At 70.9% G+C, this 26,356-nt stretch carries 13 protein-coding genes; all 13 read left to right on the forward strand.

The window, feature by feature from the left end:
* A partial coding sequence (locus D7X32_RS01925) for a baseplate J/gp47 family protein (RefSeq protein ID WP_147449980.1) occupies positions 1-2,604 on the forward strand: 2,604 nt, incomplete at its 5' end.
* On the forward strand, positions 2,601-5,126 hold the full coding sequence (locus D7X32_RS46140) for a baseplate J/gp47 family protein (RefSeq protein ID WP_158625582.1): 2,526 nt from the start codon (positions 2,601-2,603) through the stop codon (positions 5,124-5,126). The genes D7X32_RS01925 and D7X32_RS46140, both read left to right, overlap by 4 nt.
* Positions 5,127-5,853: 727 nt before the next feature.
* The gene (locus tag D7X32_RS01940; RefSeq protein WP_120600778.1) at positions 5,854-9,495 is read left to right on the forward strand and encodes a phage tail protein; all 3,642 of its coding nucleotides are present in this window, start codon (positions 5,854-5,856) and stop codon (positions 9,493-9,495) included.
* A complete protein-coding gene (locus tag D7X32_RS01945) occupies positions 9,492-17,111 on the forward strand; it encodes a right-handed parallel beta-helix repeat-containing protein (protein WP_120600779.1) in 7,620 nt (2,539 codons plus the stop codon). The genes D7X32_RS01940 and D7X32_RS01945 overlap by 4 nt, the downstream gene beginning before the upstream one ends.
* 30 nt (positions 17,112-17,141) lie before the next feature.
* Positions 17,142-17,483 carry a hypothetical protein gene (locus D7X32_RS01950; protein WP_120600780.1) on the forward strand — a complete coding sequence of 114 codons (342 nt, stop codon included), beginning with the start codon at positions 17,142-17,144 and terminating at the stop codon, positions 17,481-17,483.
* Complete coding sequence (locus D7X32_RS01955; RefSeq protein ID WP_120600781.1) at positions 17,483-17,692, forward strand: hypothetical protein; 210 nt, start codon at positions 17,483-17,485, stop codon at positions 17,690-17,692. Before D7X32_RS01950 ends, D7X32_RS01955 begins: the two co-directional genes overlap by 1 nt.
* Entirely contained in the window at positions 17,689-18,876 is a 1,188-nt protein-coding gene (locus D7X32_RS01960) for a phage baseplate assembly protein V (protein WP_120600782.1), read from the forward strand. The genes D7X32_RS01955 and D7X32_RS01960 overlap by 4 nt, the downstream gene beginning before the upstream one ends.
* Before the next feature lie 4 nt (positions 18,877-18,880).
* Entirely contained in the window at positions 18,881-19,075 is a 195-nt protein-coding gene (locus D7X32_RS45260; protein ID WP_158625583.1) for a hypothetical protein, read from the forward strand.
* Positions 19,044-20,654 carry a hypothetical protein gene (locus D7X32_RS01970; RefSeq protein WP_147449982.1) on the forward strand — a complete coding sequence of 537 codons (1,611 nt, stop codon included), beginning with the start codon at positions 19,044-19,046 and terminating at the stop codon, positions 20,652-20,654. The genes D7X32_RS45260 and D7X32_RS01970 overlap by 32 nt, the downstream gene beginning before the upstream one ends.
* Complete coding sequence (locus tag D7X32_RS46145) at positions 20,651-22,822, forward strand: hypothetical protein (RefSeq protein ID WP_120600784.1); 2,172 nt, start codon at positions 20,651-20,653, stop codon at positions 22,820-22,822. Before D7X32_RS01970 ends, D7X32_RS46145 begins: the two co-directional genes overlap by 4 nt.
* Positions 22,823-24,041: 1,219 nt before the next feature.
* A complete protein-coding gene (locus tag D7X32_RS01980) occupies positions 24,042-24,773 on the forward strand; it encodes a hypothetical protein (RefSeq protein ID WP_147449983.1) in 732 nt (243 codons plus the stop codon).
* Positions 24,770-24,991, forward strand: a complete 222-nt coding sequence (locus D7X32_RS01985) for a hypothetical protein (protein ID WP_120600786.1) — start codon at positions 24,770-24,772, stop codon at positions 24,989-24,991. Before D7X32_RS01980 ends, D7X32_RS01985 begins: the two co-directional genes overlap by 4 nt.
* 279 nt (positions 24,992-25,270) lie before the next feature.
* The gene (locus D7X32_RS44820; protein WP_147449984.1) at positions 25,271-26,338 is read left to right on the forward strand and encodes an alpha/beta fold hydrolase; all 1,068 of its coding nucleotides are present in this window, start codon (positions 25,271-25,273) and stop codon (positions 26,336-26,338) included.
* The last annotated feature ends 18 nt before the right edge of the window (positions 26,339-26,356 follow it).

Here is a 26,356-nt window from a genome sequence, read left to right on the forward strand (position 1 = left end):
GTGCTGGACGTGGGGACGCCGGGGGGGATTGCCGTCGAGGACTGCTCCCTCTTCGTCATCACCGGCACCGCGCTGCAACTGGAAGGAGGACTGCGCACGGCGCTGGTGCGGCGCACCGAGGCCTGGACGTCGGTGCACGCGGGCTGGCTCCAGTCGGAACAACTGCTGCTGGCGCAGCTTACGTGGCACCGGCATGCGCATGGGCTGCGGCTGGGGCCCGGGGAGATTCGCGCGTACGACTCGCTCTTCACGGCCATCGTGGGGGCGCCCTTCGTGCTGGAGACGGACGCGGAGCTGGCCGCTTCGCCCGCGCTGTTCGCGCAGGGTGCGGGCCTGCCGTTCCTGGAGGTGGGGCCGCTGCCGTACCGGACGCCCGGGGCTCCCGAGGTGCCTCCGGTGCTTCTCGCTGGAGGGCTGCCTCCCCCGGAGACCGTGGACCTGCGGCTGGTGCCGGATGCGGCCATCTCTCGCGCCGCGGTGCCTGTGCCGGGGGATGGGCCTCGTGACCCGGCACCGTTCGTGGGCGCGTGGGCTCCGGACGTGGTGCCGGGGTGTGACGTGCGGGATCCGCAGCCTCGACCCTGGCTCGCGGCGCCGGAGCGGCCAGCGCCTGGGGCGTTGGTGGACTACCGGGCCCGTGATGCGCAGTCGCTGCTGGCGGTGATGCTGGAGCGGGCTCGCACGGTGATGGCGCCGTGGGAGGACCGGGGGCCCGCGGACTTCACGACCATGTTGCTGGAGGCCGTGGCCGCGCAGCTCGACTCGCTGGCGTATCAGCAGGAGCGCGCGGTGGTGGAGGGCTTCCTGGAGGATGCCCGGCTGCGGCGCTCCGTGGAGGACCACGCGCGCGGTCTGGACTCCGTGCCGGACCCGGGGCTCTCCGCCACGGTGATGCTGCGGTTCCGGTTGGATCCGGTGGCGCTCGCGGCGCTGGTGAAGGCCCGGCTGGATGAGCTGCACCTGCCGGTGCTTCCGCCGGGCACCACCGCGCTGGAGTTCCTCACCGGGGGCGGTGTGCTGGAGATTCCGGCCGGCACGCTGGTGGCCAATGTCTCCACGGACGAGCACTCATTGGTGTTCGTCACCGAGTCGCCCCTGTCGTACTTCCCCCGGCTGGAGGTCGTGACGCTCGCTGAGTCCGTGCAGCTGGGCGACACCGGCGCCATGCTCGCGGGCCTCTATCCGGAGCTGGAGCCCGGCCGGTGGCTGATCCTCTATCGGGGACGTGGCGAGGGCGGGCACGTGGTGCGCGTGACGTCCGTGACGCTCGCCACCGATACGACCTTCGTCGGGTGGGATCCCCGCAGGTTCGCGCCGGAAGCGTTCCTGGCCCCTGGGGACCCCGCGCCCGGGCCTCGTGCGACGGTGCTGGGCAACGTGGTGCCCGCGCATCACGGGCTGCCGGTGACGCCGCTTCAGGAAGGCTTGGAGGCGGACTCGGCGGAGCCCTTCGCGCGCAGCCTCGCGCAGTGGCGCGCGCTGCTGTCCCCCATCGTGGATGGCAGCCAGGAGCGCGAGTATCCGCTGCCGTTCCACCCGGTCAGCGTGCAGGCTTCCGGGTATCCACTGCCGGAAGAGACGTCGCGGCGCGGGACGCCCCAGCTCCAGGTGAGCGTGGAGGACGACCCCTGGACGTTGGTGGACGACCTGTCCGTCCAGGGGCCTGGGGATGAGGTGTTCGTGCTGCGTGCGACGCCCACGGGGGGCTCCAGCCTGCGCTGGGGCGATGGCGTCAACGGCGCGGCGCTGCCGCCCCGGGAGACGACGCTCGGACTGTCGCTGCGGATCGGCCTGGGGACGGTGGCCAACGTGGGGGAGGGAGTGCTCACGCGGCTGCTTCAGGTGCCGTTGGATCCGCAGCGCTCCGCGTCCGCGGGCGAGCTGCTGGCCCAGTCGATGGACGACGTGCGCCTGCTGGTCCGCGTGGACAATCCGCTGACTGCCGTGGGGGGGCGTGATGCGGAGTCGCTCGACTCCATCCGTTACCGCGCACCGGCGGGAGTGTCGCAGCCGCTGTCCGCCGTCACCGTCGACGACTACGTGCGGATGCTTCAGCAACTGCCGGAAGTGGCCGGGGCCTCCGCGCGCGTCGTGGACCGGGACCTTCGCACCGTCATCCGCGTCACGGTGTTGCTGCGTGACGAGGACACGCTGGACCGCGATGAACTGCTGCGTCGGTGGGCGGGAGTGCGGCGGCGGCTGGAGGAGATCCGCCTGCTGGGCGTGGACGTGGAAGCGCTGCCGCCCAGATGGGTGCCGCTGGACTTGGACCTGGAGGTGGACGCCTCGCCTCATGCGCAGGCGGATCAGGTGCGCGACGAGGTGGTGGGCGCCATCGCCGGCAATGGCGGTCTGTTGGATCCGGACCGCTCTGGCCTGAACGGCGACGTGCAGCTCGCGGACCTGTATCAGGCGGTGCTGCGTGTGCCGGGCGTGACGGCGGTGCGGGTGAAGCGCTTCCGCCGCTTGGAGCCCCACGCGCAGGAGCGGCTGGAGGCGGGTGTCATTCCGATTGGACCGGAGGAGGTGGCCACCGCGCGGGGTGGCTACTGGCCGGGCTCGGAAGGAATCCTCACCGTGCAGGTCTGTGGAGGGCTGCGATGAGCCGCGTTCCTTCCACGCACCAGGCGCTGACGCATGAGCAGCTCCGCACGCGGCTGGGTGAGTCCGCGCGCATCGTCTTCTCCCGGCTGGATGAAGCGCCCACGTGGAATCCGCTCGCGTACGCGGCGCCCTCGTCGGTGGACCTGGGACGCGGGCTGCTCGACAGCGTGGCGCTCGCGCTGCATGTGCTGTGGACGTACCAGCAGGCGTGGGCGGAGGAGGGCTTCCTCGCCACCGCGCGGCTGGAGGACTCCGTCTCCAAGCTGCTCGGGCACATCGGCTATCGGCCGAGCCCGGGCACCGCGGCGGTGGGACTCCAGCACTTCCGCTGCAAGGCGAACGTGCGCGGCACGCTGCCGGCGGGGACGGCGGTGAACTCGGCGGCGGAAGGGGAAGAGGCCGCCGCCGTCTTCGAGACGCTCGCGCCGCTGCGCCTGCTGCCGGAGCTCAACGAGCTTCGTGCGTTCCTGCCTCCTCCCACCGGTACGGGGACGGGGACGGGCACTGGCACGGGCGGAGGAACGGGGACGGGAGGAACAGGGACTGGTGGCACGGGTGGAACGGGTGAAGGCACCGGCGCGCCTTCCGGCGAGGCGGGTGAGCCCGGTGCTCCCGCTCCCACGGGCGGCATCTTCGGGCCCGGGTCGGTGGTCGCGGGACTCCAGGATCGCATCGAGGTGCAGCGCCACGGTCCGCTGGAGGAGCGGCGGGTGGCGCGTGCGAAGCAGGATGCTCGCAAGCTGGCGTCGCTGATGAAGACGCTGGACCTGGGTGGAGATGCCGCGTGCAAGAGCACGTTGGACGCGCTCTGCGAAGAGCTGTGCGAGGCCCAGAAGGTCGTGGCCCAGGCGGTGCCGCCGCCCGGTCGCCCCATCGGTGCGTTGTCCGAGTCGCAGGAGATCCTCGCCCGCCAGCTTCGCAATCTGCAGAAGCGGCAGGCGGAGGCACTGGCCGCGCTGGAAGAGGCGCTGGCCCCGTGCGCGGACGAGGACCCGGCCGTGCACGCCGTCCGGTTGGACAAGATGGTCACGTTCCTGGATGCCTTCGTGAACAGCCTCATCCAGGAGGCGCGGGATCAGCTCGTCATCCTGAAGGGCAGCGAGGCGCTGAACCGGGCCGACCTCGCATTCGGCGCGGAGTCGGGTGTGGCACGGCCGTTGGGCGTGGCGGGTGCCGCGACGGACTCGCTCTACCTGCTGCCGCTGACGGATGCGTCCGGGCTCACCTCGCAGGAGCCACCAGTGCGTCCGGGGGACTGGTTGGTGCTGGCCGAGGACGTAGGGCGCCTGGGCCCTGGCGGCGCGAAGGGCACGGAGCGGCTCTACCGCGAAGCGCTGCGCGTGCTGCGCGTCCGCACGGAGATTCCGCCAGGCCAGCGCACGCCAATGACGCAGGTGACGTTCCAGCCGCCGCTGTCGCGCTCGTACTCGCTGGATCGAGTGGTGCTGCTGGGCAACAACACGCTCGTCAGCGAGGGTTCCACGGTGGAAGAGGTCGCCGTGCCCGCGCTGGACCTGCGCACGGTGCCGCTGCTCCATGGGCCGGTGACGTGGTTGCGCGACCCGAGCCACGCTGGAGGCCGCCGGCCGGAGGTGTCCCTGACGGTGGGGGGGCGCGCGTGGCATCCGGTGGATTCGCTCCTGGACGCCGCGCCGGATGAACTGGCGTTCGCGGTGGAGCCGCTGCCAGCCGGTGCCGCGCGTCTGCGCTTCGGCGGCGAGGACCACGGCTCGGCGTTGCCTTTGGCCGCGGAGGTGCGGGTCCGCTACCGGGTGGGGCGCGGGACGGGTGGCAACCGGACCGCGCTGCGGCTGCTGGCGATGGCGACTCCGCACCCCTGCGTGGAGAAGACCTTCAACCCCCTGCCACTCGCCGGTGGGACGGATCCGGAGGCACCAGCACTGGCACGTGTGCGAGGGCCGGCCACGGTGGGCGCGATGGACCGCGCGGTGTCGTTGCCGGATGTGCGGGCGCTGACGTTGGTGTTCGACGGCGTGCACCGCGCGAACGTGTTCCGCGATGCCGTGCGCCGCCGGTCGTTGAGGGTGGTGGTGGCCGGACCGGAAGGTGCGGCCCTGGGCGCGTCCGACCTGGAAGCGCTGCACGCGCATCTGGCGGCACGGGTGGCGCCGAAGGTGGAACTGCACCTGACCAACCGCCAGCGCGTGGATGTGCGGCTGCGGGTGTTGCTGCGAGTGGTGAAGGGCGCGGATCCGGTCGCGGTGCTCCAGGAGACGCGCCTGCGTCTGGGCGTGGACCGCGACCCGGAGCGTGAGCTGGGCCTGCTGGATCCGGATCGAGTGGAGCTGGGACAGGACCTGCAACTGTCAGACGTGTACGGCGCGCTCGCGGGGATCAGCGGCTTGCGTTCGGTGGTGGTGCAGCGGCTGCACCGTGAGGGCACGCCGCCAGCCCTCTTCGAACGCATCGTGACCGCGCCCGGCGAGCTGCTCGCGTGGGCACCGCCGTCCGGCGACAGCGACGGCGTCGCGCTGTTCTACGAGGAGGCGCAGGACCTATGAGCCACGCCTCGATGCGCCGGACCGGCCCCCGCCCCAGGCCCACGGACATGGGCTCTGTCTCCATGGCTGAGAAAGAGAGAACCCTGTGGGGACTCCCGGCCGCGGTGCACGGCATGAACCGGTCCGACAGTCGGACCGGTTGGGAGGACCGCAGCTGGGGCCCCCCGCGCCAGCCGAGCCGCGGAAACCTGTCCGACAGTCGGACCAGTTCGGAGGACCGAGGCCGGGGCCCCCCGCGCCAGCCGGGCAGAGGAAACCGGTCCGACAGCAGGACCAGTTCGGAGGACCGAGGCTGGGGGCTGCCGCTCCAACCGGCCAGAGGAAACTGGTCCGACAGTCGGACCAGTTCGGAGGACGGGGGCCGGGGACCGCCGCTCCAATCGGGAAGGAAAAACCTGTCCCACAGTCGGACCAGTTCGGAGGACGGGGACCGGGGACCGCCGCTCCAATCGGGAAGGAAAAACCTGTCCGACAGTCGGACCAGTTCGGAGGACGGGGGCCGGGGACCGCCGCTCCAATCGGGAAGGAAAAACCTGTCCGACAGTCGGACCAGTTCGGAGGACGGGGGCCGGGGACCTCCGCTCCAGTCGAGCGTCGGGAACCGGTCCGACAGTCGGACAGGTTTGGACCGTATCGGGCGGAAGGGGCACGGCATTGATGTTCGGGCGCTTGGTGCGGCGCGTTACGGCGAGGCCGCGACGCTGCTCGTCGTGGAGGTTCAGGCCCCATGAGCCCTCCCTCGCAGCGACTGATCCAGCTCCTCCCGGGCCTCTACACGGCGCGCGACTCCACGCTCGCGGATCAGCCGTTCCTCAAGCTGCTCGCTGTCCTCGGCATGGAGTTGGACGCGTTCTCCCGCGCCGTGGAGCAGCTCTGGGATGACCACTTCGTGGAGCGCGCGGGGCCGCAGGCGCTGCCGTTGCTCGCGGAGCTCATGGGCGCCCGGCTGCTCACCGACGACCTTCGCGTGCAGCGCGGCGTGGTGGCTCGCGCGGTGGCGTGGCGCCGGCGGAAGGGCACGCTCGCGTCGCTGGAGGAGGTGCTCTCCGTCACCAGCCAGTGGGACGCGGAGGTGGATGAGTCCTTCCGCTCGCTGCTGGAGACCCAGGACCTCAATGACGTGCTGCCCTGGCGCGGCCGCAGCGCGGTGGTCTGGGATCCCATCGGCCTCGCGGATCCGCTCACCCGCCGCTCGCCCGGCATCGAGCGTCCACGTGACGGTGTCCCGGAGCGGGGCCCGATCATCGGCATTGCCCCGGGGGAGACGCTGGATCAGGCCCTGCGCCGGCTGGGGAGCGCGGATGCCGGCCGCCATGCCGCGACGCCACGCACGCTGGACCTGCTGGGCTGGGCGCGTCCGGACGTGGCCCTCATCCGCACCGCGCGCCTGACGCCCGTGGAGCTGGAGGAGGTCACCCCGGCCACCGTGCACACCTTGCCCAACGGATACAGGGGCTTTCGTGTGGAACCGCTGGATCGCGATGGTCCCCTGGTGTGGCTCAAGCCGCTGGAGCGTGCGGACCTCACCGGAGGTCTCACCGCGCGCCATGAGCCCGCACCTCCGTCACTCACGACAGGGCGTACGGCGGCGATGCTGCTCACCCCCACCGCGCTGGCTGAGGACGCTGACTCAGCCGAACGCGCGGGCGCCATCACCGTCTCCGTCGACGGCATTCCGCTGGTGGGACCGGAAGCCCTGCCGCTCCTGAGAGGCCCCCTGCCCACCGCGCCCGTTGGGCCCGTCCCCACGCTCCGGTTCGCGGATCGCGGCCGGCCGTCGCCTGGGGACACGTGGCGCCTCACGTTGCTCGCCGCGCGTGAGAACTCGGACACGGTGCTGCTGTCCACGGAGCTGGTATCGGACGTATTGAACACCGTCACCGTCACGCCGGAGGCGAACCAGCTCCTGGGCGGTACCACGGCAGCGCTCCTCGTTGAACGGGTGGGCGGCGAGCCGCGCATGCGCGACGTGGATGGCACGTGGCGCACGCTCACCGCGGGCTTGCGCCAGGGGCCGCCTCGAGGCAACGCCGTCCGCGTGGACCTGTCGGGCGCACCCTGGGTCGCGCGCATCGAGCAGCACCTCGCGGATGGCAGCCTGCGCCTGGCCCGCTTCGACGCGAGCGCTGACGGTGCGCCCTGGCAGGTGGCGGAGCTGGGCGGTGCGCTGCCTCCGGACGGTCCGGGCATGTCCCTGGCCGTCGTCGGAGACGCACTGTTGCTGGTGGCGCCGGATGGGACAGGAAAGCTGGGCGTATGGTCGGTGACGGGCCTGGCCTCCGCGACGCCGACGGGAACGCGGCTGGATGCCGCGAGCCCACGGCAGCCCTCCGCGCGTCTGGCTCCCAGCCTGTGCGTGCGCGGCGGCCGGCTGTTCGTCTACGGCGGTGACCTGGGCGGCGCGCCCACGGGAGACCTCTGGTCGCTGCCAGTCGCGGGCGGACCGTGGCGCCCCCATGCGGTGCGCAACCGCCAGGAGCGCAAGGCCGCGACGCTGCTGAGCACTCCGCAGGGACTGATGCTCCTGGGCGGCGAGGCCGTGACGGGCGAACTGGCCGTGCCGGTGATGTCCTGCGACCCGGCCTCCGCGAGCCCGGCCTGGCGTCCCCTGGCTCCATTGCCCATCACAGCGAACCTGCCCGGCATGCTCGTGGCGGCTCCGACCGCTGATGGCGTGGAGGCGCTCGTCTGGGCGGACACGACGCGTCCCCTCCGGATGACGCTGACGGCAGGCGAGGGCGCCTGGGTCACGGGACCGCTGGAGCCCACCGGCACGAACCCTCCGGTTCCGGGCGAAGCGCTGTACGTCGATGGCCGCGTGCTCGTCGTGGATCCGGCGCCGCTGCCCGCGTCGGAGGTCGTCTTCTCGCTGGGCGGGCGCGGCTACCTGGCCTTCCTTCCAGAACTCGCGTTGCTTCCGGATGAACTCCTGCGCTTCAACGTCGCCAACGACGGCGCCGTGTTCATCGAACTCCGCGAGGGCCAGCCGCTCCCGCTCGATTCGCGGCCCGGTGGCGCGTACCACTCCCGGGATGCCTCCGTGGCTGGCGGCGCGCGGCGCTACTCGGTGCCCGGGCGGCTGCGGCGCCAGCCGTTCAAGCTGCGCCAGCGAAGCCTGGGCCCGTGGACGACGCTCGCTCCAAGCCTTGCCTCCGGCATCATCACCGTGGATCCGCGCCTGGGCCGCGTCGTGCTTCAGGACGACGCGCCCGTGGGCCGAGTCACCGTCTCCGCGCGGGTAGGGCGGGGCGCTTCGCTGGGCGCAGGGCTGCTTCCTCCGGACCGCCGTCCGCCCGCCGAGTGGGCGGAGCCGGACTTCCCATTCATCGAACCGCCGGATCGTCCTGGAGACCGCTCCGGCACCGGCCTTCCCGTCACCGCGTGGATCTCCCCGGAGCGCGCGGGCGGAGTGCTGGCGGCCGGAGGCCAGGAGCGGCCCATCGTCGCGACCGTCGCGGAAGGGCTCCAGTCCGGAGCGCCCCCGGTGCTGGGCCTCATCGGTTCGCCGCGCCTGCCGCCGGAGCGCCTGTCGCAGGGCCTGGACAGCGGGCTGTCCCTCTTCGCCGCGGACACCGGCGCGGTGCCCTGCATCGGCGCGGATGAGCACGGCCTCTCGCTGGCGCTCTACCCGGGCTTCGGCGGCAGCGCGGCCACGCGCGTGTGGCTCGCGGGCTTGTGGCTCGCGGGGCGGCTGGAGCTGGTGCTCGCGCGCGGGCAGGCGGACCTGCGCTGGTGCAACCTGGGCGCGCCCGGACAGGTGGGCCTGTGGATGCCAGGTGGGGGGCACCAGGACATCAGCGCCCGGCGTTCGCTGCCTCCCGCCGACGTGGAGCTTCGCCTCTACGGCTGCATGGTGGGCGTCATCGAACTGCCGCCCTGGGTGCACCTCATCGCCGCGGGCTGCACCTTCGACGCCGGAGACCGCGACGCCGTCGCCATCCGCGCGGCGGGCGCGACCGTGAGGCTGCGGCACTGCACGGTGCTGGGCGCCACGGAGGCGGGCGTTCTGGAGGCCTCGTCGTGCGCCTTCGCGGGTGAGGTGCGCACGGACCGGCCGGACCTGGGCTGGCTGCGCTACAGCCTCCATGCACGCGGCGGACAGCCGCCGGTGTCGCACCAGTCGCGGGTGCACTCGGTGTCCTTCCAGTCCAACCGCCAGACGGACCCGGGCTATCTCGTCCTGGGCGACAACAACGGCCCCGAAGCGCTCCACGCCTCCGAGCGCGGCGGAGTCCCCGGCGCCCACGGTGAACGCTCCAGCCACGAGCGCGAACTGTACGCACGCACCGACGACAGCATGCCCATTGGCGTGACGCCCTTCCACGCCGACCGCAGCCAGGACGACCTCATTCGGATGAGCCGACCATGACCGTGAAAGCGTACACCTCCAGGTCCCGCTTCGACGAAGCCCGGCGATTCTCCGGCGTCTACCAGCAGATGGGGCGCATGAGCCTCGACGCCGACTGGAACGAGGAGGTGCGGCTGCGCACCGTGGACGCGCGCCGCCGCTCCGCGGATGTCGCCGAGGGCTCGCCCGACGACGGCTTCCGCATCGTCGACACGTACCTCGTGGACCCCATCCGCAACGTGCTCGGCTGGACGGGGCAGGGGCTGCCCGCGGGCGACGAGCGCACCATCCCGCGCGAGCTGCGCCTGGACCGCTACGACTCGGAGACGCTGCCCTTCGTGGTGCGCAGCCGGGGCCACATCGCGCTGCGCCGTACGCTGCCCGAGCCGTTGGACCTCACGGCCGTGCCGCGCTCGGACGGCACCTCCTTCACCGCCTCCTCGCTCGTCATCGGCCTGCGCTTCGAACGGCCGCCCACTGACGACGAGATCATCGACCTGCGCGTGGTCGTCGCGGACACGGAAGGCAACGAGACGATCATCTCCGCCGGCCTGGGCCAGCGTCCCACCGGCTGGAACGACGTGCGCTTCCCTGTCTCCGCGTTCGCGAGCGTGGACCCGGCGAAGCTGCGGTCCTGGGGCGTGCTGGGCCTGCCGCCCGTGGCCCGCACGTGGGTGACCGCGCTGCGCGTGGAGGACGCGGCGCTGGGGGCCGATGTCATCATCAGGGGCGGTGACGGGACGCTGCCGGGCGCGGGCCGCATGCTGCTCGACGGCGTGCGCATCTTCCTGGAGCAGGACCTGCGCTACTCCGCGCAGCCGGACCTGCCGGAGGCGGACCCCCTGGCCGCGCTGCCCACGGACGGCACGCGGCACCACTTCTTCTTCCTCGACTGCTGGGAGCAGACCACCACCCAGCTCGACGACGCGTTCCTGGAGGAGCCCGCGCTGGACGGCCAGGACACCACCGTGCGTCTGAGGCTGGTCACCCAGGTGCGAGCGCTCCAGGGGCTGAACGCCACCGACGCGGAAGTCCTGCCCACGCCCACCAGCGGAGCGCGCCTCACCACCAACATCCCGAAGGGCGCGCTGCCGGACCGCTTCCCGCCGGAGCCGCTGGACCCCTGCCGCGACCGCTGCCTGGCCACGGAGAACGCCTCCACGGGCGAGGGCTACACGGGCTCCGACAACCTCCACTTCCGCGTGGAGTTCTTCCGGGGCGGCGCGCAACCCGTGGTGCTGTGGTCGCGCGACAACGGCGCCACGGTGCTGCCGCTCACCGCGCCCGCGGCGGCGGATGCGATGACGCTCCAGGTCTCCCCCGCGAGCGCCTCGAAGCTGCGCGCGGGCGACCTCGTCGTCATCGAGGACCGCGTGACACGGCTCCAGCCGGAAGGCCCGTCGCTGCCGGTGCTGCGGCGGTTGCGCGGCGTCCAGGCGGACACGGGCAAGCTGGAGCTGGCGGACGCGAGCGCCATGCTCACCACGGATCCGGTGCCGCTCCCGGTGGGAGGCACGCTGGGCCGGGCCTTCACTCCCGCGCAGGGGGCGGTGGTGCGCCGGTGGGACAGCGGCGACCTGCTGGTGCCGAACGTGCGCTACCGCTTCGACGACGGCATCACGCTGGCCTTCGCCAACACGGAAGGGCGCGCGACGGAATACTGGTCCTTCACCGTGCGGGTGCGCGCGGCGGACGGCGCGGCCCGGGGTGAAGTGGAGCAGCTCACGGACGCGCCCGTGCACGGGCCGGTGCACCACTGCGTGCCGCTGGCGCGCGTGACGGGCGGCGCGGTGCGCACCTTCCAGGACCTGCGCCCGCGCTACCTGCCGCTCGCCCAGGTGCGCGACCGGCTGGTGGAGCTCTCCGAGCGCGTCATCGGCCCCGGCGTCTTCACGGTGGTGGTGGGCGACGGCGTGCGCAGCTTCGGCGACGTGGACCAGGACCTGCTCGAAGGCATCACCGGGGATGAGGCGCTCCAGGCGGCGGTGGACCGGATGGGCGGGCAGGGCGGCTCCATCTTCGTGCGCTCCGGCCGCTACAAGCTGGAGCACCCGGTGCTGCTGCGCAACCTGTCCTCCGTGCACCTGCTGGGCGACGGCGAGGCCACCGAGCTGCGCACCCAGGGCTCCGGCGGCGCCTTCTTCATGGACCGCTGCGGCCTGGACGGCGACGTGCGCATCGAGGACTTCAAGCTGGTGGAGGCCCCCTTCGAGGACGTGGTGATTGGCGGCGGCCTCCAGCCCGTCGTCAAGGCGGTGAAGGCGAGCGTGGCCACGACGGACGGCCGGCGCTTCGTGCCGCTGGTGGAGGTGGACGACGACCGGGTGCTGGAAGAGGACGACGTGAAGCACCCGTCCGCCGAGGCCGACTTCGTGGACGTGGTCGCGGACCGCATCAAGGCCATCGTCCCCGGCCAGGGCCGCGCGGCGGGCTCCGTGGTGGCCACGCTGGTGCAGCTGCGCAAGTTGCAACGCCAGCACCCGGGCCAGCCGCTGGAGGACGTCCCGGAGGCGAAGCCGCTGCTCGACGCGCTGGCGGCGCTGCCGCACGGCGTGGTGACGCTGGCGGACTCCAGTGGCGTGACGCTGCGCCGCTGCCACATCCAGGCGAACCAGGCCGGTTCGGAGGCGACGGGCGTGCTGGTGACGGGCACCTGCGCGCGCATCGTCATCGACGAGAACCGCGTGGGCGCGGCGACGGGCATCGCGGTGGCGCCGTATGCCCCATACCTCGCGGAGCGCTTCCTCGCGTCCTTCCCGCGCGCGGGCCTCTTCGTCGACGCGCTGACCATCATCAACAACCGGCTCCAGCCCCTGGGAGAGGCGACCACGGGCATCCACGTGGCGGATGGGCGCCTGGCCGGAGTGGAGGTGCGCGGCAACCGCATCCAGGGCTTCCACGTGGGCATCCTCGTGCAGGACCTGGCGGAAGGGGGCCTCGCGGGGCCGGTGGACCGCGTGGTGGTGGCGGAGAACCAGATCCTCGGATCCGCGGCCGTGGGCATCCAGGTCGCGGGCGACGGCGTGGACGTCGTGGGCAACGAGATCCGCAACGCCGTGTCGGACGGCCTGTTCCAGGTGGGCATCCAGCTGTGCGGCCGGGCGCTGCGCGTGCGCGAGTCGTGGATCTCCCTGCCGGCCGTGCCCGCGGCGTCGGTGCTGGGCGTGGTGGCCGGCATCGTCGTGGGGGACGGCCTGGATGACGGCGCGTCCAACGGCCGCCCCGCCGCGGACGTGGAGGTGGTGGACAACCGCATCGAAGGCGACGGTGAGGCCACGCCGGGCTTCGGCATCCTGCTGGGCGGTCCGCACCCGGTGTTCGATGTGCGCATCCGGGGCAACGTGGTGCGCGGGCTGGGCGACGCGGCGGTGCGCACCTGGGGCACGGGCGGCGCGGTGGGACGCCTGCGCGTGGAGGACAACCGCTTCGAACAGGTGGCGCTCGCGGACGTGCCGTCGCAGGAGGACACCACGCTGGCGCTGTCCCGCCTGGACCCGGGCCTGGAAGGCACGCTGAGCACGGACGCGCGCTCCCGGCCCCGGCCGCTGGTGGAGGCGCTGCTCTCCAACGCCACGACCCGGGTGCGCGCCCCGCTGGACGCAGCGCTGCGCTGGCTGGAGCGGCTGACGCTCCGGGGCGCGGTGGTGCTCGCGGGCGTGGACGAGGCGCAGGTGCGCGGCAACCGGCTGCTCCAGGTGGGCCGGACGCAGGCCTATGGAGCGCCCGGCCTTCCGGACGCGGAGGTGCGCGCGGCGGGCATCGCGGTGGTGTCCGGCTCCGGCATCACCGTGGAGGGCAACGACGTGGACGGCGTGCATGCGCCGGTGACGACGACGCAGCCGCCGCCCGTGACGGGGCCGGTGAAGCTGCCGCCCATCACCCAGGTGCTCCAGCAACTCAGTGTCACGAACGCCACCGTCCGCCCGGAGCGCGCCGACGTGCACGGCGCCGTGGTGGGCATGTATTCCACCGTGTTGCAGTACACGGGCGCCAACGAGGATGGGCGCCAGAAGATTGGCCGGGGGCTGTACGGGCCCCTGGACACCCTGGCGCTGGAGTTGACGGACCTGGGGAGCACGCCCGCCTCCGTCCTCGACGCGTTGGTGCATGACGTGGCGGAGATGCGCGCCGCCCAGGGCTTCAACGACCACACCCAGACGTCACACGCGGTGCGTTCGTCGCTGGCGCGGGCCTCCAGCTTCACCGCGCCAGACGACGTGTCCCAGGAGGCGTGGGACATGGTGGCCCAGTTCGACCTGGCCACCGTGTCCGGCAAGGACGCCGTCGCGAAGACGGCGGACCGCATCAAGGGTGCCCTCGATTCGCTGGTGCAGGGCCTGCCCACCAACGTGAAGGAGGTCCTGATCAAGGCCCTGGGCCGGGTGCAGGGTGCGCCGGACAATCTGCCCGCCCTGGTCACGCTGGCTGGGGCGCTGAGCCAGGTGGCGCAGCTGCGCGAGGCGCAGGTGCAGCGCGCGCGGCAGCCCGTCATCGGCCAGGCGGTGGGTCCCAAGAAGACCATCATCGGCACCTTCGCCAACGCCGCGCTGCAACAGCTTCCGCTCCAGCCCGGCACCAGAGGCGCGAAGGACAACACGGACGTGCTCGTGCAGCTGCGCCTGTCCAAGGAGGCCCTGTCGGATCAGCTCCAGGAAGTCCACCCCGCGCTCGCCTCACAGGTGGAGGCGGACTACCGCGACGTGGAGCGCACCGGCGGCCAGGTGCAGCCGGTGGTGGATCGCATGCGCGCCACGCTCAAGCAGGTGCTGGACTTCACCACCGGCCAGCTGCCCTCGGTGGAGGTCACGCCGGAGGACGCGGCGCGCGTCGCGGCGCAGGGGCGCACCGCCACCATCGGCCTGTACGCCACGAACCTGGACCGGCAGGCGGCGGGGCTCGTCACCGAATCCGAGGACACGGTGGAGAAACAGCTGCGCGCCTTCGGCACCGCGGTGGGCCAGCTGGGTGAGCTGGTGAGCGGCGACGCGGAGATGTCCACGTTGTCGCTCCAGGCGCATCAGGCGGTGCTCGCCGCCATCGCCCAGCCGCAGCAGCGCATGGAGCAGATTGCCATCGCCCGGGGGCTCCTGGACCGCATCCGCGTGCAGACGCTGGACGTGCTCCCGGTGCTGCCCATGCCTCCTTCTCCCGCACCGGTGAAGGCGGAGCCGTTGGAGCGCTGGGTCTCCGGCCTGGGCGCGCTGGTGCTGGCGGTGCGCGGGCTCGCGCCGGGGCCGGTGCTCACCGGGTCGCTGCAGCTCTACATCTCCCACTACGAGCGCGTGCTGGACATCGCGGGCGTGCAGGGGAAGTTCCGCACGCTGGCGCTCCAGCGCGTGACCTCAGCCATCACGGACCTCAACGGCGGCGACGGCGGAACGCCCGCGCGCCAGGCCCTGCACCTGCTGGTGGATGAGCCCGCCACCACCGCCGCGGAGGCCATCGCGAAGTCCAGCGCGGTGACGGCCGAACTGGACGCCGCCGCGGTGCTGCTGCGCGCAGTGGAGCAAGCCCTGGACCCCGCCGAGGACGATGCGTCGCGCGTCGCGCGCCTCCAGGAGTACCTGCGCCAGCGCGCCGACAAGGTCTCCGCGTCGCTCGTCGCCGTCGTCACCGGAATGCAGGAGCTGGACGGCATCCTGAACGTGCTGCGCAAATCGCTGGAGCAGCTGGCGCGCGGCGAGGCCCCGGACCCCGGCGACCTGGTGGACCCCGTCTTCGACACCTTCCCGTTGCCCGCGGACGGCCTCTTCGTGTCGGGTGTGCAGGGCCGCGTGCGCCTGGCGAACAACACCGTGCGCGACACCGTCACCGGCATCACCGCGCTGGGGGCCGCTGGGCACCTGCTGACGGAGGCGCCCACCGATCCGGGCTCGCTGCTGGACATAGAGGGCAACCGGCTGGAGGGCTGCGCGGTGGCGGGCCTGCGGATGCTGCCGGACCTGTCCGTGACCGTGGTCTCCGGCAACCACCTCTTCGCGTGCGCGGGGCTGCCCACCGCGGGCGAGCCCGGCCTGGGGCAGGCGGTGGCCACCTTCGTGGGCTCCGGCGAGCTGGTGGTGAAGGGCAACGTCTTCCTGGAGAGCGGCAACTCACTGCCGCAGGCGGTGCTCCACGAGGTGGCCATCGACTGGCGGGGGGAGACGGTGGTGCGCGGCAACACCGTGCGCCACGAGGGCGGCGGGGGAGGTGGTGCGGGCGTCCTCGTCGTCACCGACACGCTGCCGCCGGACCTGGTGGCGAAGCTGTCGCGCGTGCCCTTCCTCGCCACGGATCCGGTGCCCAAGCCGGGCTCGGACGGCCGCACCGTCCCCGGTAAGCCCGCGCCGTCCGCCGTGGCCACGCTCGCTTCGGTGCCGCGCGTGGAGGACCTGGTGCAGATCGGCTCGCTGAAGCAGCGTTTCGCTTCGGGGCCGGTGCTCAACCGCGCGCTCGCGGTGACGGCCGCGGACTTCGCGCCCGCCCTGAGCGCCAGCGCGGCGGCCTCGCGCTATCTCACGGCGTCGGCGGCGCTGGTGCGGCCCGCGCTGGTGGACTTCCTCGTCAAGCCCATCCCCATCCTCCCGCGCCCGCTGGTGAAGGCGAAGCGGGGCGTGCAGGTGGAGGGCAATGACATCACCGCTCGAGGGCCCGCCCTGCTGCTGTTGGGGAACGGCGGGGCGGTCATCTCCGCCGCCGTGTCCGGCAACGAGCTGCGCAGCGAGGGGGGCGTGGGCGCGGTGTACCTGCGCCGCGCGGACTCCACCGTCTTCAGCGGCAACCGGTGCCAGTGCCTGGACGCGGTGAACGTCGTCGTCCTGCGCGTGGAGAAGGCGCCGGTGACGTTCACCGGCAACGTGGTGCTGGGCGCGGAGACGGTGACGCCGCCCCGGCCGGTGGTGCGCCCCCAGTGGACGATGCCCGCCGACAAGCTGACGCTCCAGATTCCAGTGGGCGGCGGCTCCACCCTGGGCGTGCCCCTGGACCAGGAGCTGCTCCTGGGCGGCCTCCAGCGCCGCCGCGACGTGGCGAGCGACGCCTTCTCCACGCTGCTCGCGGAGCTCGTCACCACGCCCGCGCCCACGCCCCAGCCGCAGGCCCGCGCGGAGATCCCCACCAAGGCCGTGCTGAACCCGCCCACCGTGGAGGACATCCGCTCGAAGCTGCCCGCGACCATGGACGTGCGCCTGGGCGCCCGGACGCTCTACGGCATCGCGGTGCCAACGGACGACTCGCCCACGAGCGCGCTGCGCGACCTGGTGGACCGCGTCGCGATGCACGCGGAGAAGCCCGAGGACGTGCAGGGCCAGGTGCGCTCCGTGCTGGCCGCGTCGGAGGGCGACCCGAAGAAGGCCCTCCAATTGGTGGACAAGAGCGTGCTCGGCATCGACTCGGCGGCGTCCACCGTGAAGGAGAGCATCCTCAACGTGTCCGTGCTGCACGAGGTGCTGGCGGACTCGTTCTACTCGGGCGGCGTGAAGGGCCCCAAGCCCGTGCAGGACGCGGGCGTGCAGCCCCTGCCACTGGAGCCACCGCCGGATCCGTATGCCCACTCCGTCGTCATCCTGGGCGGCTCGCGCGTGGCGGCCGTCGGCAACGCGACCACCTCCGGCGTGCACGTCCAGGAAGCCGACGCGGTGGTGGAGCTCAACCCGTAGCGCTGGAAGCCCTTTCACGAGGACACCCCCATGCCCGACCCCTTCGCTCTCAGTGGCCGTGTCGCCCTCCAGCGCACCGCGCTGCCCGAAGTCACCCTCTCCGCCACGCCGGACGCGCCCGACGCGAAGGCCGCGACGCTCGCGAACCTGGACGGCATGCGCGCGAAGCTGGACCTGGACGCCGCCGTGCTCAAGGCCCTGGACGTGCGCATCTCCCGCCTGCCGCCGGTGCCCACGGTGCCCGCGACGCTCCAGGACCTGGTGCGCGCCGCGCGCCGCAAGCTCGCCTCCGAGCGCCAACGCGACGTGGGCATCTGGGTGGACACGCGCGTGAAGCTGGCCACGCGGCTGGTGCAGAAGTTGGAGGAGTGATGCGCAAGCTGCTCGAAGCCAGCATGGGGCAGCGCTGCTACCTCTTCACCACGCTGGGCCAGGTGTACGTAGGCCTGGTGGTGGAGCTCATCGACGACGTCGTCCACCTCACAGGGCCGGACGGCATCACACCCGTCTACATCAACCTGTCCGACGTCTCCGGCGTGCGCCAGTACGACGAGGACAACGACCTGGGGAGCGCGCGATGATCGAACAACTGCTGCAGCAGCTCATCGAACGCACGGAGAGCCGCTACTTCGGCAAGTACCGAGGCTACGTGACGAACGTCTCGGATCCCCTCAACCTGGGGCGCATCCAGTGCGTGGTGCCGCGCTTGATGGGGGACGTGGCCACGGGCTGGGCCATGCCGTGCACGCCCTACGCGGGCCCTGACCAGGGCCTCTTCGTGGTGCCGGACGTGGGCGCGGGCGTCTGGGTGGAGTTCGAGGGCGGTGACCTGTCCCAACCCATCTGGAGCGGCATGTGGTGGGGACAGCCGGCGCTCGCGGACCTGGGCCAGCCGGACTCCACCGCGCGAGTGGCTCCGGACGTCAGCGAGGTCCCGAAGCACGACTATCCGCCCCAGTCCGCGGTGCCGGGTGTGCGGATGCTCAAGTCCGCCACGGGCCACTACATCGTCCTGGACGACCGGCCGGAGTCCGCGCGCGTGGAGATCCACGACCGGCAGGGCAACCGCGTCATCCTGTCCGCGGAAGGCCTGGACCGGCTCATCAGCAACGAGCGCACGGTGAACGAAGGCAACCGCTCCGCGGAGGTGGACGGCGACGACCGGTTGGAAGTGGGCGGCGCGCAGGACGAGACGGTGGACGGCAGCCACACCCGCGCCGTGGGCGGGGACGTGTCGCTGCACGTGACGGGATCGCTGACGGAGAAGGTGGATGTGGCGGGCTACTCGCGCACGGTGGGCGGCAGCGGCCTGAAGGAGATCGTGGGCGGCCCGCGCGAGGACCGTATCCAGGGCGGCCACACGCGCATCGTGTCCGGCGCGTCGCAGGAGACGGCGGTGGGCGGCTTCGGCGTCACGTCCGGCGGCAACGTGAGCATCGCCGCGGGCAAGGCGGTGAAGGTGGCCGCGGCGATGCCGGACATGCCGGGCCCGTCGGTCAACGCCGTCTCCATCGACGCGCTGATGGGCAACGTGTCCATCAACACGATGCTGGGCGTGTGCCAGGTGGGCGGCATCACCGCCATCTCGCCGATGGTGCTGGGGGACGGGCTGGCCATCCACTTCACGATGCTGGCGCAGATCCTCAAGGCGGTGAACCCGATGACGGTGGCCGCGTACGGGCCGCTCCTGGACGTCTGGGCCGCGATGACGCCGATGCTGGACTGGTCCTACTTCGGCTTCGTCAAGCGCATGCCGGTGGGGTGACGCGATGAAGGAGCCCGGCTGGAGTCCGCTGGAGGCGTCGGTGCTGCGCGAGCGGCTGGAAGAGGTGAAGGCCCTGCTGCTCCAGGCGGCGGCGGTGGGCGTGGCCCAGGACGCCGAGCGGCTGGAGAAGCTGATGGAGCTGGAACAACGCACCCGGGAGGACGCGCGTGGCCGAGTTCAACGACGCCGCTATCGCTGAGCTCCACGGCGCGCTGGAGGTCTGCTGCGAGGAGCTGGCGAAGGCGCTGGAGGAAGCGGAAGGCACCGGCCCCACCGGCGCCGAGGCCGGAGCCGGGCCCGCGTGGCGGCCCCTGGTGATCGGTGTGCCACCGGGGCTGGAGCAGCTGGTGGGCATCGTCAAACCGCCGCTCCAGATCATCATCGCGGTGCTCCAGTTCGTGCAGGCATTGCTCCAGGCGCTGGCGGCCATCCTCCTGGGGCTGCCGGATCCGTTCCGGGCCCTCATCCTCGCGGCCTACGCGCTGCTCAAGGACATCATCAACGACCTGCTCAACGCGGGGGCGTACCTCTACGCGGACGCACCGGGCATTGGCCCCACGGAGACGAACCTGGCGGAGACGGGCTTCATCCCGAACCTCCCCAAGGACTTCAAGGCGGGCTTCGCGCTGGAGCGTCCGCCGGTGACGCCGGACGGCTTCGCGCGCTGGGCGGGGCGGTTCGTCGCGTCGTTCGATGATCCCGGGGACGACTCGCGCCCGACGGTGACGGACGGAGCGCCGGTGCAGGCGGTGTTCATCGTGATGGCGGCGCCGTCGCTGGATGCGCTCCGGCAGGCGCTGTACCTGCTGGGCAAGCTGCTCAACATCAGCGCGTTCAAGAAGGCGTTCGAGAAGTATCCCAAGGGTGCGCTGGATCCGCGCCGCAGCCGGGCGCGTGGCAGGCCGGTGAAGCCGGACTGGAAGTCCGCGCGCATGCGCGACCTGTTCCCGGACCTGGAGAAGCTGCTCATCCTCCCGGAGGCGCTCAAGTCGCTGCTGCTGGCGGTGGACAACCTGGCGGCGCTCCTCCGCGGCCTCGCCGCCGCGATGCAGGACAAGGTGCAGGTGTTGATGAAGCTGGCGCAGGCGGTGCAGGCCATCATCGACCTGCTGAACGCGCTCAAGTCCGCGGGCATGTACGCGCTGCCGGTGTCCACGACGGGCGGGGTGGCGGGGCTGAAGCAGGCCTTCCTCACGGCGACGAACCGGCCGCCGGGCGGCTACGTGGGCGGCATCTGCCTGCTGGCGGCGGGCCCCAACCTGGCGAAGGCCGCGATGCTCTGGGAGCTGCTGGGCCTGTCCGCCGCGATGGAGCTGGCGTCGGGAGACCTCACGCTCCAGGACGTGAAGAAGTCGCTGGAGGAGAGCAAGGCGGCGCAGGTGCTGGAGGCGAGCGCGGACGAGGTGAAGGACGCCTGGGGCAACCTGAAGACGAAGGCCCAGAAGAAGGCGGACAAGTTCGTGGACGCCGTGGAGAACGCGCCCGCGGACTTCGTGGCCGCGGTGGGCCGCACGCCAGAGGAACTGAAGGCCGCCGCCGAGCGGAGCCGCTCCACGCTGGTGGAGGTGCTGGATCAATCGAAGGCGCACGTGGAGGAACAGAAGGAGATCGCGGAGGGCATGCTCTCCACGAAGCATGCCCAGCGCCGGGGAGGACGTTCGCTGGCGATGGGGTTTGGCGGACCTGGAGCGTCGGAGCGCCCGGCGGGGCCGCAGCCGCCCGCACCGGATACATCCACGCCGACACCGGGCACGCCGAAGAAAGGAACCGGCCCGTGAGCGCGGTGAAGCGCCTGAGCATGGAGCTGGACGCCTGGCAGGCGGCCTGGAAGCAGCTGGAGGCGTTCCTGGACCGCATGGACGGCGTGGCGGAGCAGGACGCGCCGCACGTCCAGACGGTGTGCGCGCTGCTGCCTGTGTTCAACGTCATCGAGCGGGCCCGCCGTCGCGCGGTGGGCATCGCGCTGGCGCCAGCGCTGGCCAGTGCGCCCCGGGGCGAAGGACTGCCTTCGGTGTCCGTCGGGTCTCTCGTGGGAAGTGAGAGCCGGCTGCCGGGAGTGGAGGAGCTGGAGTTCGCGGCGGGCACCATCGGCACGGACAGCGACGGGAAGCTCACGGGCGCGGCGTTGCTCGCGGGCACGGTGACGTTGTTCGCGTTCCGCGACGAGAAGCACGGCGGTGAGGTGGCGGTGCGAGTGCCCACGTATGACTTCGGGCCACTGACGGTGAGCGGCACCGTGGAGGACGCCATCGACGCGGGGCTCTTCACCACGGACCAGCGGAAGGATGCCGCGGAGAGCGGCGTCGCGGAGCTGGGGACCTGGACGGGCCTGCGCAGCGCGAGGCGAGCGGAGCTGACGACGACGTCGGAGACGGTGTCCCTCAGCAGCGTGCTGGATGGGCTGAGCGTCTCGTCGGCGTCGAGCGCCTTCGACCCGGTGGCCTCCGGCGCCGCGATCCGGCAGAGCGAGTGCCTGGCGGACCGGAGCGTGTTGCTTGATGCGAAGACCAAGGTGGGGGAGCAGGGCGCGACCCCCGAGCTGACGGATGCGCTCCAGCGCGCAGCGGATTCGTTGCAGGCCTCGGCGACGGACTACGGCGCGGTGGCCACGGCGCTCCAGCCGCCGCGCACCGTGATTGCGTCCGTGTCAGGGCTGGCGTCGCTGAAGACCACGCTGCGGAGGGCGGACTCACCAGGCATCCCCGGACAGCTGTCCAACGAGTTGACGACGCTGGACATCGAGGCGGGGAAGGGAATGGACGAAGCGGTGGCGGCACGGCTCGCGTATCCGGACGGCTCGCTGCGGATGCTCCGGACGCTGGAGTGGTCGCTGCGCTTCCACTGGGTGTTCCGCCAGAAGTGGTTCGACGCGCGCAACCGGGCCGCGCTGGCGCCATTGCTTCGGCAGGTGTTGAAGCCGTTCTGCGACAGCCTGACGCGGGTGCTCGCAGGGCAGTCCACGGGGATTCCGCTGGTGGGGCCGGTGGCCCTGGTGAAGGACACGCCGACGCAGGCAACAGCGCTGTCGGTGACGCCCACGGTGGACCTGGGGCTGGTGCAGGCGGGGCATGTGGCGAACGTGGGAGGGGACCGGCCCACGCTGGCGCTGGTGCTGGGCTGGGAGGTGAAGGGCGGCACGCCAGGAGAGAAGCGCTTGCTCATCGCGCCACTCAACGTCTCCATCGCGACGGACGCGAAGCTGCCGGGAGTCGCCGGGCTGGTGAGGAGTGGCGCGCCCGTGACTGGAAGCGCCGTGTTCATCTCCACGCAGGAACTGCTGGACGGGCACGCGGCTGCCGGGCCGCAATCAGACGGCGTGGTGCAGGAGGCCATTGCACTGGGCGCGAAGCTGAACCTGATCCTGGGGCAGGGTGGTGGCGCGCTGGGGCTGGTGCCTCCGGTGGTGGCGGAGCCGTATCCAGGCCAGACGTTCAACCTGTTGCCGCCGGTGGAGGTGGGCGCGACGCGGCTGTTCCTGGACGGGGTGCCCCTGGCGAGCACTTCCGGTTCAAGCAAGCCGGTGCAGGTCGCGAGGCCGGGCGAGCTGCTGCTGGTGCGAGGAGCGGACGACGAAGGCACCTGGTGGCAGGGCGTGGCCCAGGTGGACACGGTGGACGTGCGCACAGGCGCGGCGGCGAGAGCGGACGACGAGGTGACGACGACGCCCACGCCGCTGTGCTGCGAGGACGATGAAGAGGTCGTGGTCATCACGCTGCGCGACCTCCAGATGCCGAAGGCGCTGGTGCGCGACGTGACGCTGCGGCGCGACTTCAAGGGCTTCGGAGGCCCCTGCCTCGCCACGGGCGTGATGTTGCCCATCGAGCTGGATCCGGGCACGGCGAACATCACGGTGCAGGACAGCGGCGTGACGAAGACGGTGCTGAGGGATCCGGAGCTGCGGGCCGCGACCACGGTCCTCAAGTCCTGGCTGGGAGTCGCGACATGAGCGAAGCAAGAGACGACCTCTTCGCGGTGGCCGCGCTGCTCGCGGAGCTGGACCGGGTGCTCCATCCGCTGGAGCGAGGGGAGGCAGGGGACTTCAAGGTGGATCCGCCCCTGCCGCCGTCACTGCCGACTCCAGGTGCGCAGAGGCGGGGAGGGGAGCCAGGCCGCGGGGTGAAGACCGCGTCGCCCACGTCGGGGCCCAGGTCCATGGGATTCACGGAGCCTGGAGAAGTGGTGCCACAAGCGTTCAGGCCGCCTGCTCAGGCCGTAGCCCCCGCTGTAACGGAACCCATCGCGCCCATCCGCCGTCGCGTTCCCAGGCCCGAAGGCATGTCGGTAGAGACTCCGAAGACAAGGCCAACGGCCGAAACCGTGACGCGAACCCAGGATGTGAGCCCGCGTCCCACGCTCGCCGTCCCCATTGTCGACAGCACTCCTTCGCGCCACACAGAGGTCGCGGAGCCACGCCCGTCCCGGCCGCTCATCCAGGCCGCGCAGGCGGTTTCTTCACAGGACGGCAACTGGACCACGCCCACGAGACACGAGGCCCCTGAAGCGCCCGCCACTGTCGAAGCGCCAAGGGAGGCACCCGTCTCTCGAAGGACTCGGGTGCCGAGACCTTCTCCGGAGAGGAGCACCGAACGCCCACGAGTCAGCGCACGGGTCCCGGAGCCCTCCACGCGCCGCCATCGCGTCGCACGAGCCATCGCGCAAGCGCCACTGACTTCATCTGTAGAGCCCACGGTCCCGCCTGCACGGATACCGCCATGGAGACGGCCACTCCACACTCCAGACCGCCCGCTGACACCGGACACTCGAAAGGCCCCACCGCTTCGCGACGAACTCAAGCCACGTCGTCACGAAGAATTCGTCCGACCCCAAGAGCGCTCGGCACCGAGTGTCATACCGGCGGAACGGGACACGCAGGTGGAACCCGCTCGGCCTCCGGCACGAAGGGCAGGGCGCCACTCACCTGGGCCGGTGCACATCGAAGTGAAGACGCTGCTTCCTCCGCCGCGAGTCGAAGCAGCCCCCCAACCGGATGCACAGGATGAAGAATCCCTGTGGGCCGAAGCACCTGCGCTCGAAACAGACACCGGCGCGCGAGCCTTCTTCGTGAACGGTCGCCGCGTCACGGCCAGGGACCTCGAAGTACTCCAGCAGGCAGAGCAGCGGCTGCGGCGCCGGATGTCCGGCCGTTCCCTGTGGAGGAGACGCGGATGAGCGGCCTTCCACCCAGACAGCGATTGGAGCACCTGGTGCGCTCCCTCTCGAAGTTTCTCCCCAGCCAGCTCGACGGACTGTTGGAGAACGCCCGGTTCAAGGACGGCGCCACGGCGCTCCAACGGTTGGCGGACCCGGGCCACGTGAAGAACGCCCTGGAGCGCATGTCGCCCGAAGAGGCCGGTTGGCTCGCGGACCTGCTGACCGAGCGCTGGTCCCAGATCGCCAACGTCGAACTGGATCCCGAAGTGGCCATCGTCGCGCCCGAAGAACTCTGGATCGGAGCGGAGCCCGTGCGGCTGATGTTGTCGCTCGCGGCGGTGGGCTTGGATGAAGGGTTCGAAGCGCTCTGGGAAGGCGCGGTGCTCCCGGGCCCGCCGTCCTCCAAGGCCACGCTTCTCGCGAAGCCGCCCGAAGGCAAGGCCCCCGAAGTCGCCCGGGTCCGGGCCCAGGTCCGAGCAAGCGTGAAGGGAGAACGCGGCGTCTTCATCGCCCAGGTGCAGATCGCGCTGAGGCGACCCGTGGTCGTGGTGAGCGATGACCGGCGCAGGCTGCTGGCCCAGGATCAGTCGGGGCGTCCTGCCGTGGGCTGCCGGCTGGAGATCGGCTCGGAAGTCCATCTCACCGGCCCTGGAGGCCTGGTGGAATTGGAAGTCCCAGCGCCGTCCGGTGTGTCACTCAAGCTGGAAGGAATCCCCGCCGGACGCATTTCAGGAGGCAAGCCATGAAGACGATGACGCCCCAGACGCGGAAGACGCCCGAGCGCAAACCCACGATGAACAAATCCATCGCGCCCTCGCAGCAGCCCAAGACCGACACGCCCCGCGGCCAGTTGGGAAGCGCGGCCACGGGGCCCACGATGAAGGCCGCGGCCGGAGGCAGCTTCAAGGCGAAGAGCGCGCCCCGCGTCCCGTCGAACCCCAGCATCCGGATGCCGAAGAAATAGCTCTCAAGTCTGGCCTCTTCCTTTGAGGCAAGGACGGGGAACCCTTCAAATCCACCGCCGCCCTGAGCAAGCCACCTGGGGTTCTCTGGCGGTGTGGAATGGCAAGCACTTTCATCTGTACGCGCTTCACAATGAAGCTGTTCGAACTCGCGCTGCACCTGCATGGATTTGTGAGGTGGGGGACACGCACGGTCCATGAAAGAAGCCTTGGGGGCGCGATTCAGAGCGAATTCCGCGATAATAGGGATGCAGTGCCCATCAAAGAATCAAAGGCCCTTCATGAAGCTCATTGAGCGCAGCCTGACCTTCTTCAAGCCAGTCCGTGCGAATGGCAATGTCGTGGCCGACAAGGTGCAGAACGCGGTTGGCAAAGTGGCTGGCACCTACAGCAAACCAATGGTCGAAGGTGGCAAGCGGTTCGGCCAGGAGGTTGATGAGTTCGTACGCTCAACCCCTGAGAAGATACGGACCCCAATGGTCAAAGCGGCTGGCGCCTACAGCAATATGATGGTGGAAGGCGGCAAGCAGTTCGGTCAGGGGCTTGATCAATTTATTCGATCAGCCCCTGACAAGGCCAAGCTCATCCCGCAGCATTTGGGGCTCGGAAATCAGCCGGACATCAAGTTTGACGGGCACTTTGTTGGTGCGCGCGGACAGTCATTTCCACCGGGCATCCCTTTGAAGGATGTTCCGGGAGTCATGCCTCGCAAAAATCCGAATCCATCGGGAACCGTCATTTACGTCAACGGCATCCTTAATGACCGGAACGGGCAGATTCGCACACTGCAGAGCCTTGCGGATACAACGAATTTGAAGGCTGTTGGCATTCATAATTCAACCCGGGGCATTGTGCCTGACCTCGGTCAGTCAATTGCTGACAAGCTAGGCAGGGGCAGGAATCCTGCTGTGGACACTCTGGCGGACACCGTCCATGCAGAGTTGAAGGCTGGTCGATCGGTGCATCTGATGGCGCACAGCCAAGGCGCCATCATCACCAGTCGTGCGCTACGGGATGTTGCTCGCCGATTGAGAATTGAGGATGGGCTGTCGTCGTTCGAGGTGAATAAGAAGATGGCCCAGTTGAAAGTGGAAACTTTTGGTGGGGCGGCGAAATCCTATCCGAGTGGTCCTGTGTATGTGCATTACGTTAATGATGCGGATCCGGTCGCGTCCAATTTCGGCTTGGGAAAGAACACGGACCAAGACCCTGGCAAGGGCGCGGTTGTGCACCACTTCCGGGAAGGCAGTAAGCTTGACCTCAGCCTTGAGAGCACCCACTCCATTGTTGACGTGTACCTCAAGAATCGCGTTCCGTTCAGCGCCGCACGCGAAGGCCGTTTCAACTAATCCAAGGCTCGTTTGACG

This window comes from Corallococcus carmarthensis, assembly GCF_003611695.1.
GTDB classification, from domain to species: domain Bacteria; phylum Myxococcota; class Myxococcia; order Myxococcales; family Myxococcaceae; genus Corallococcus; species Corallococcus carmarthensis.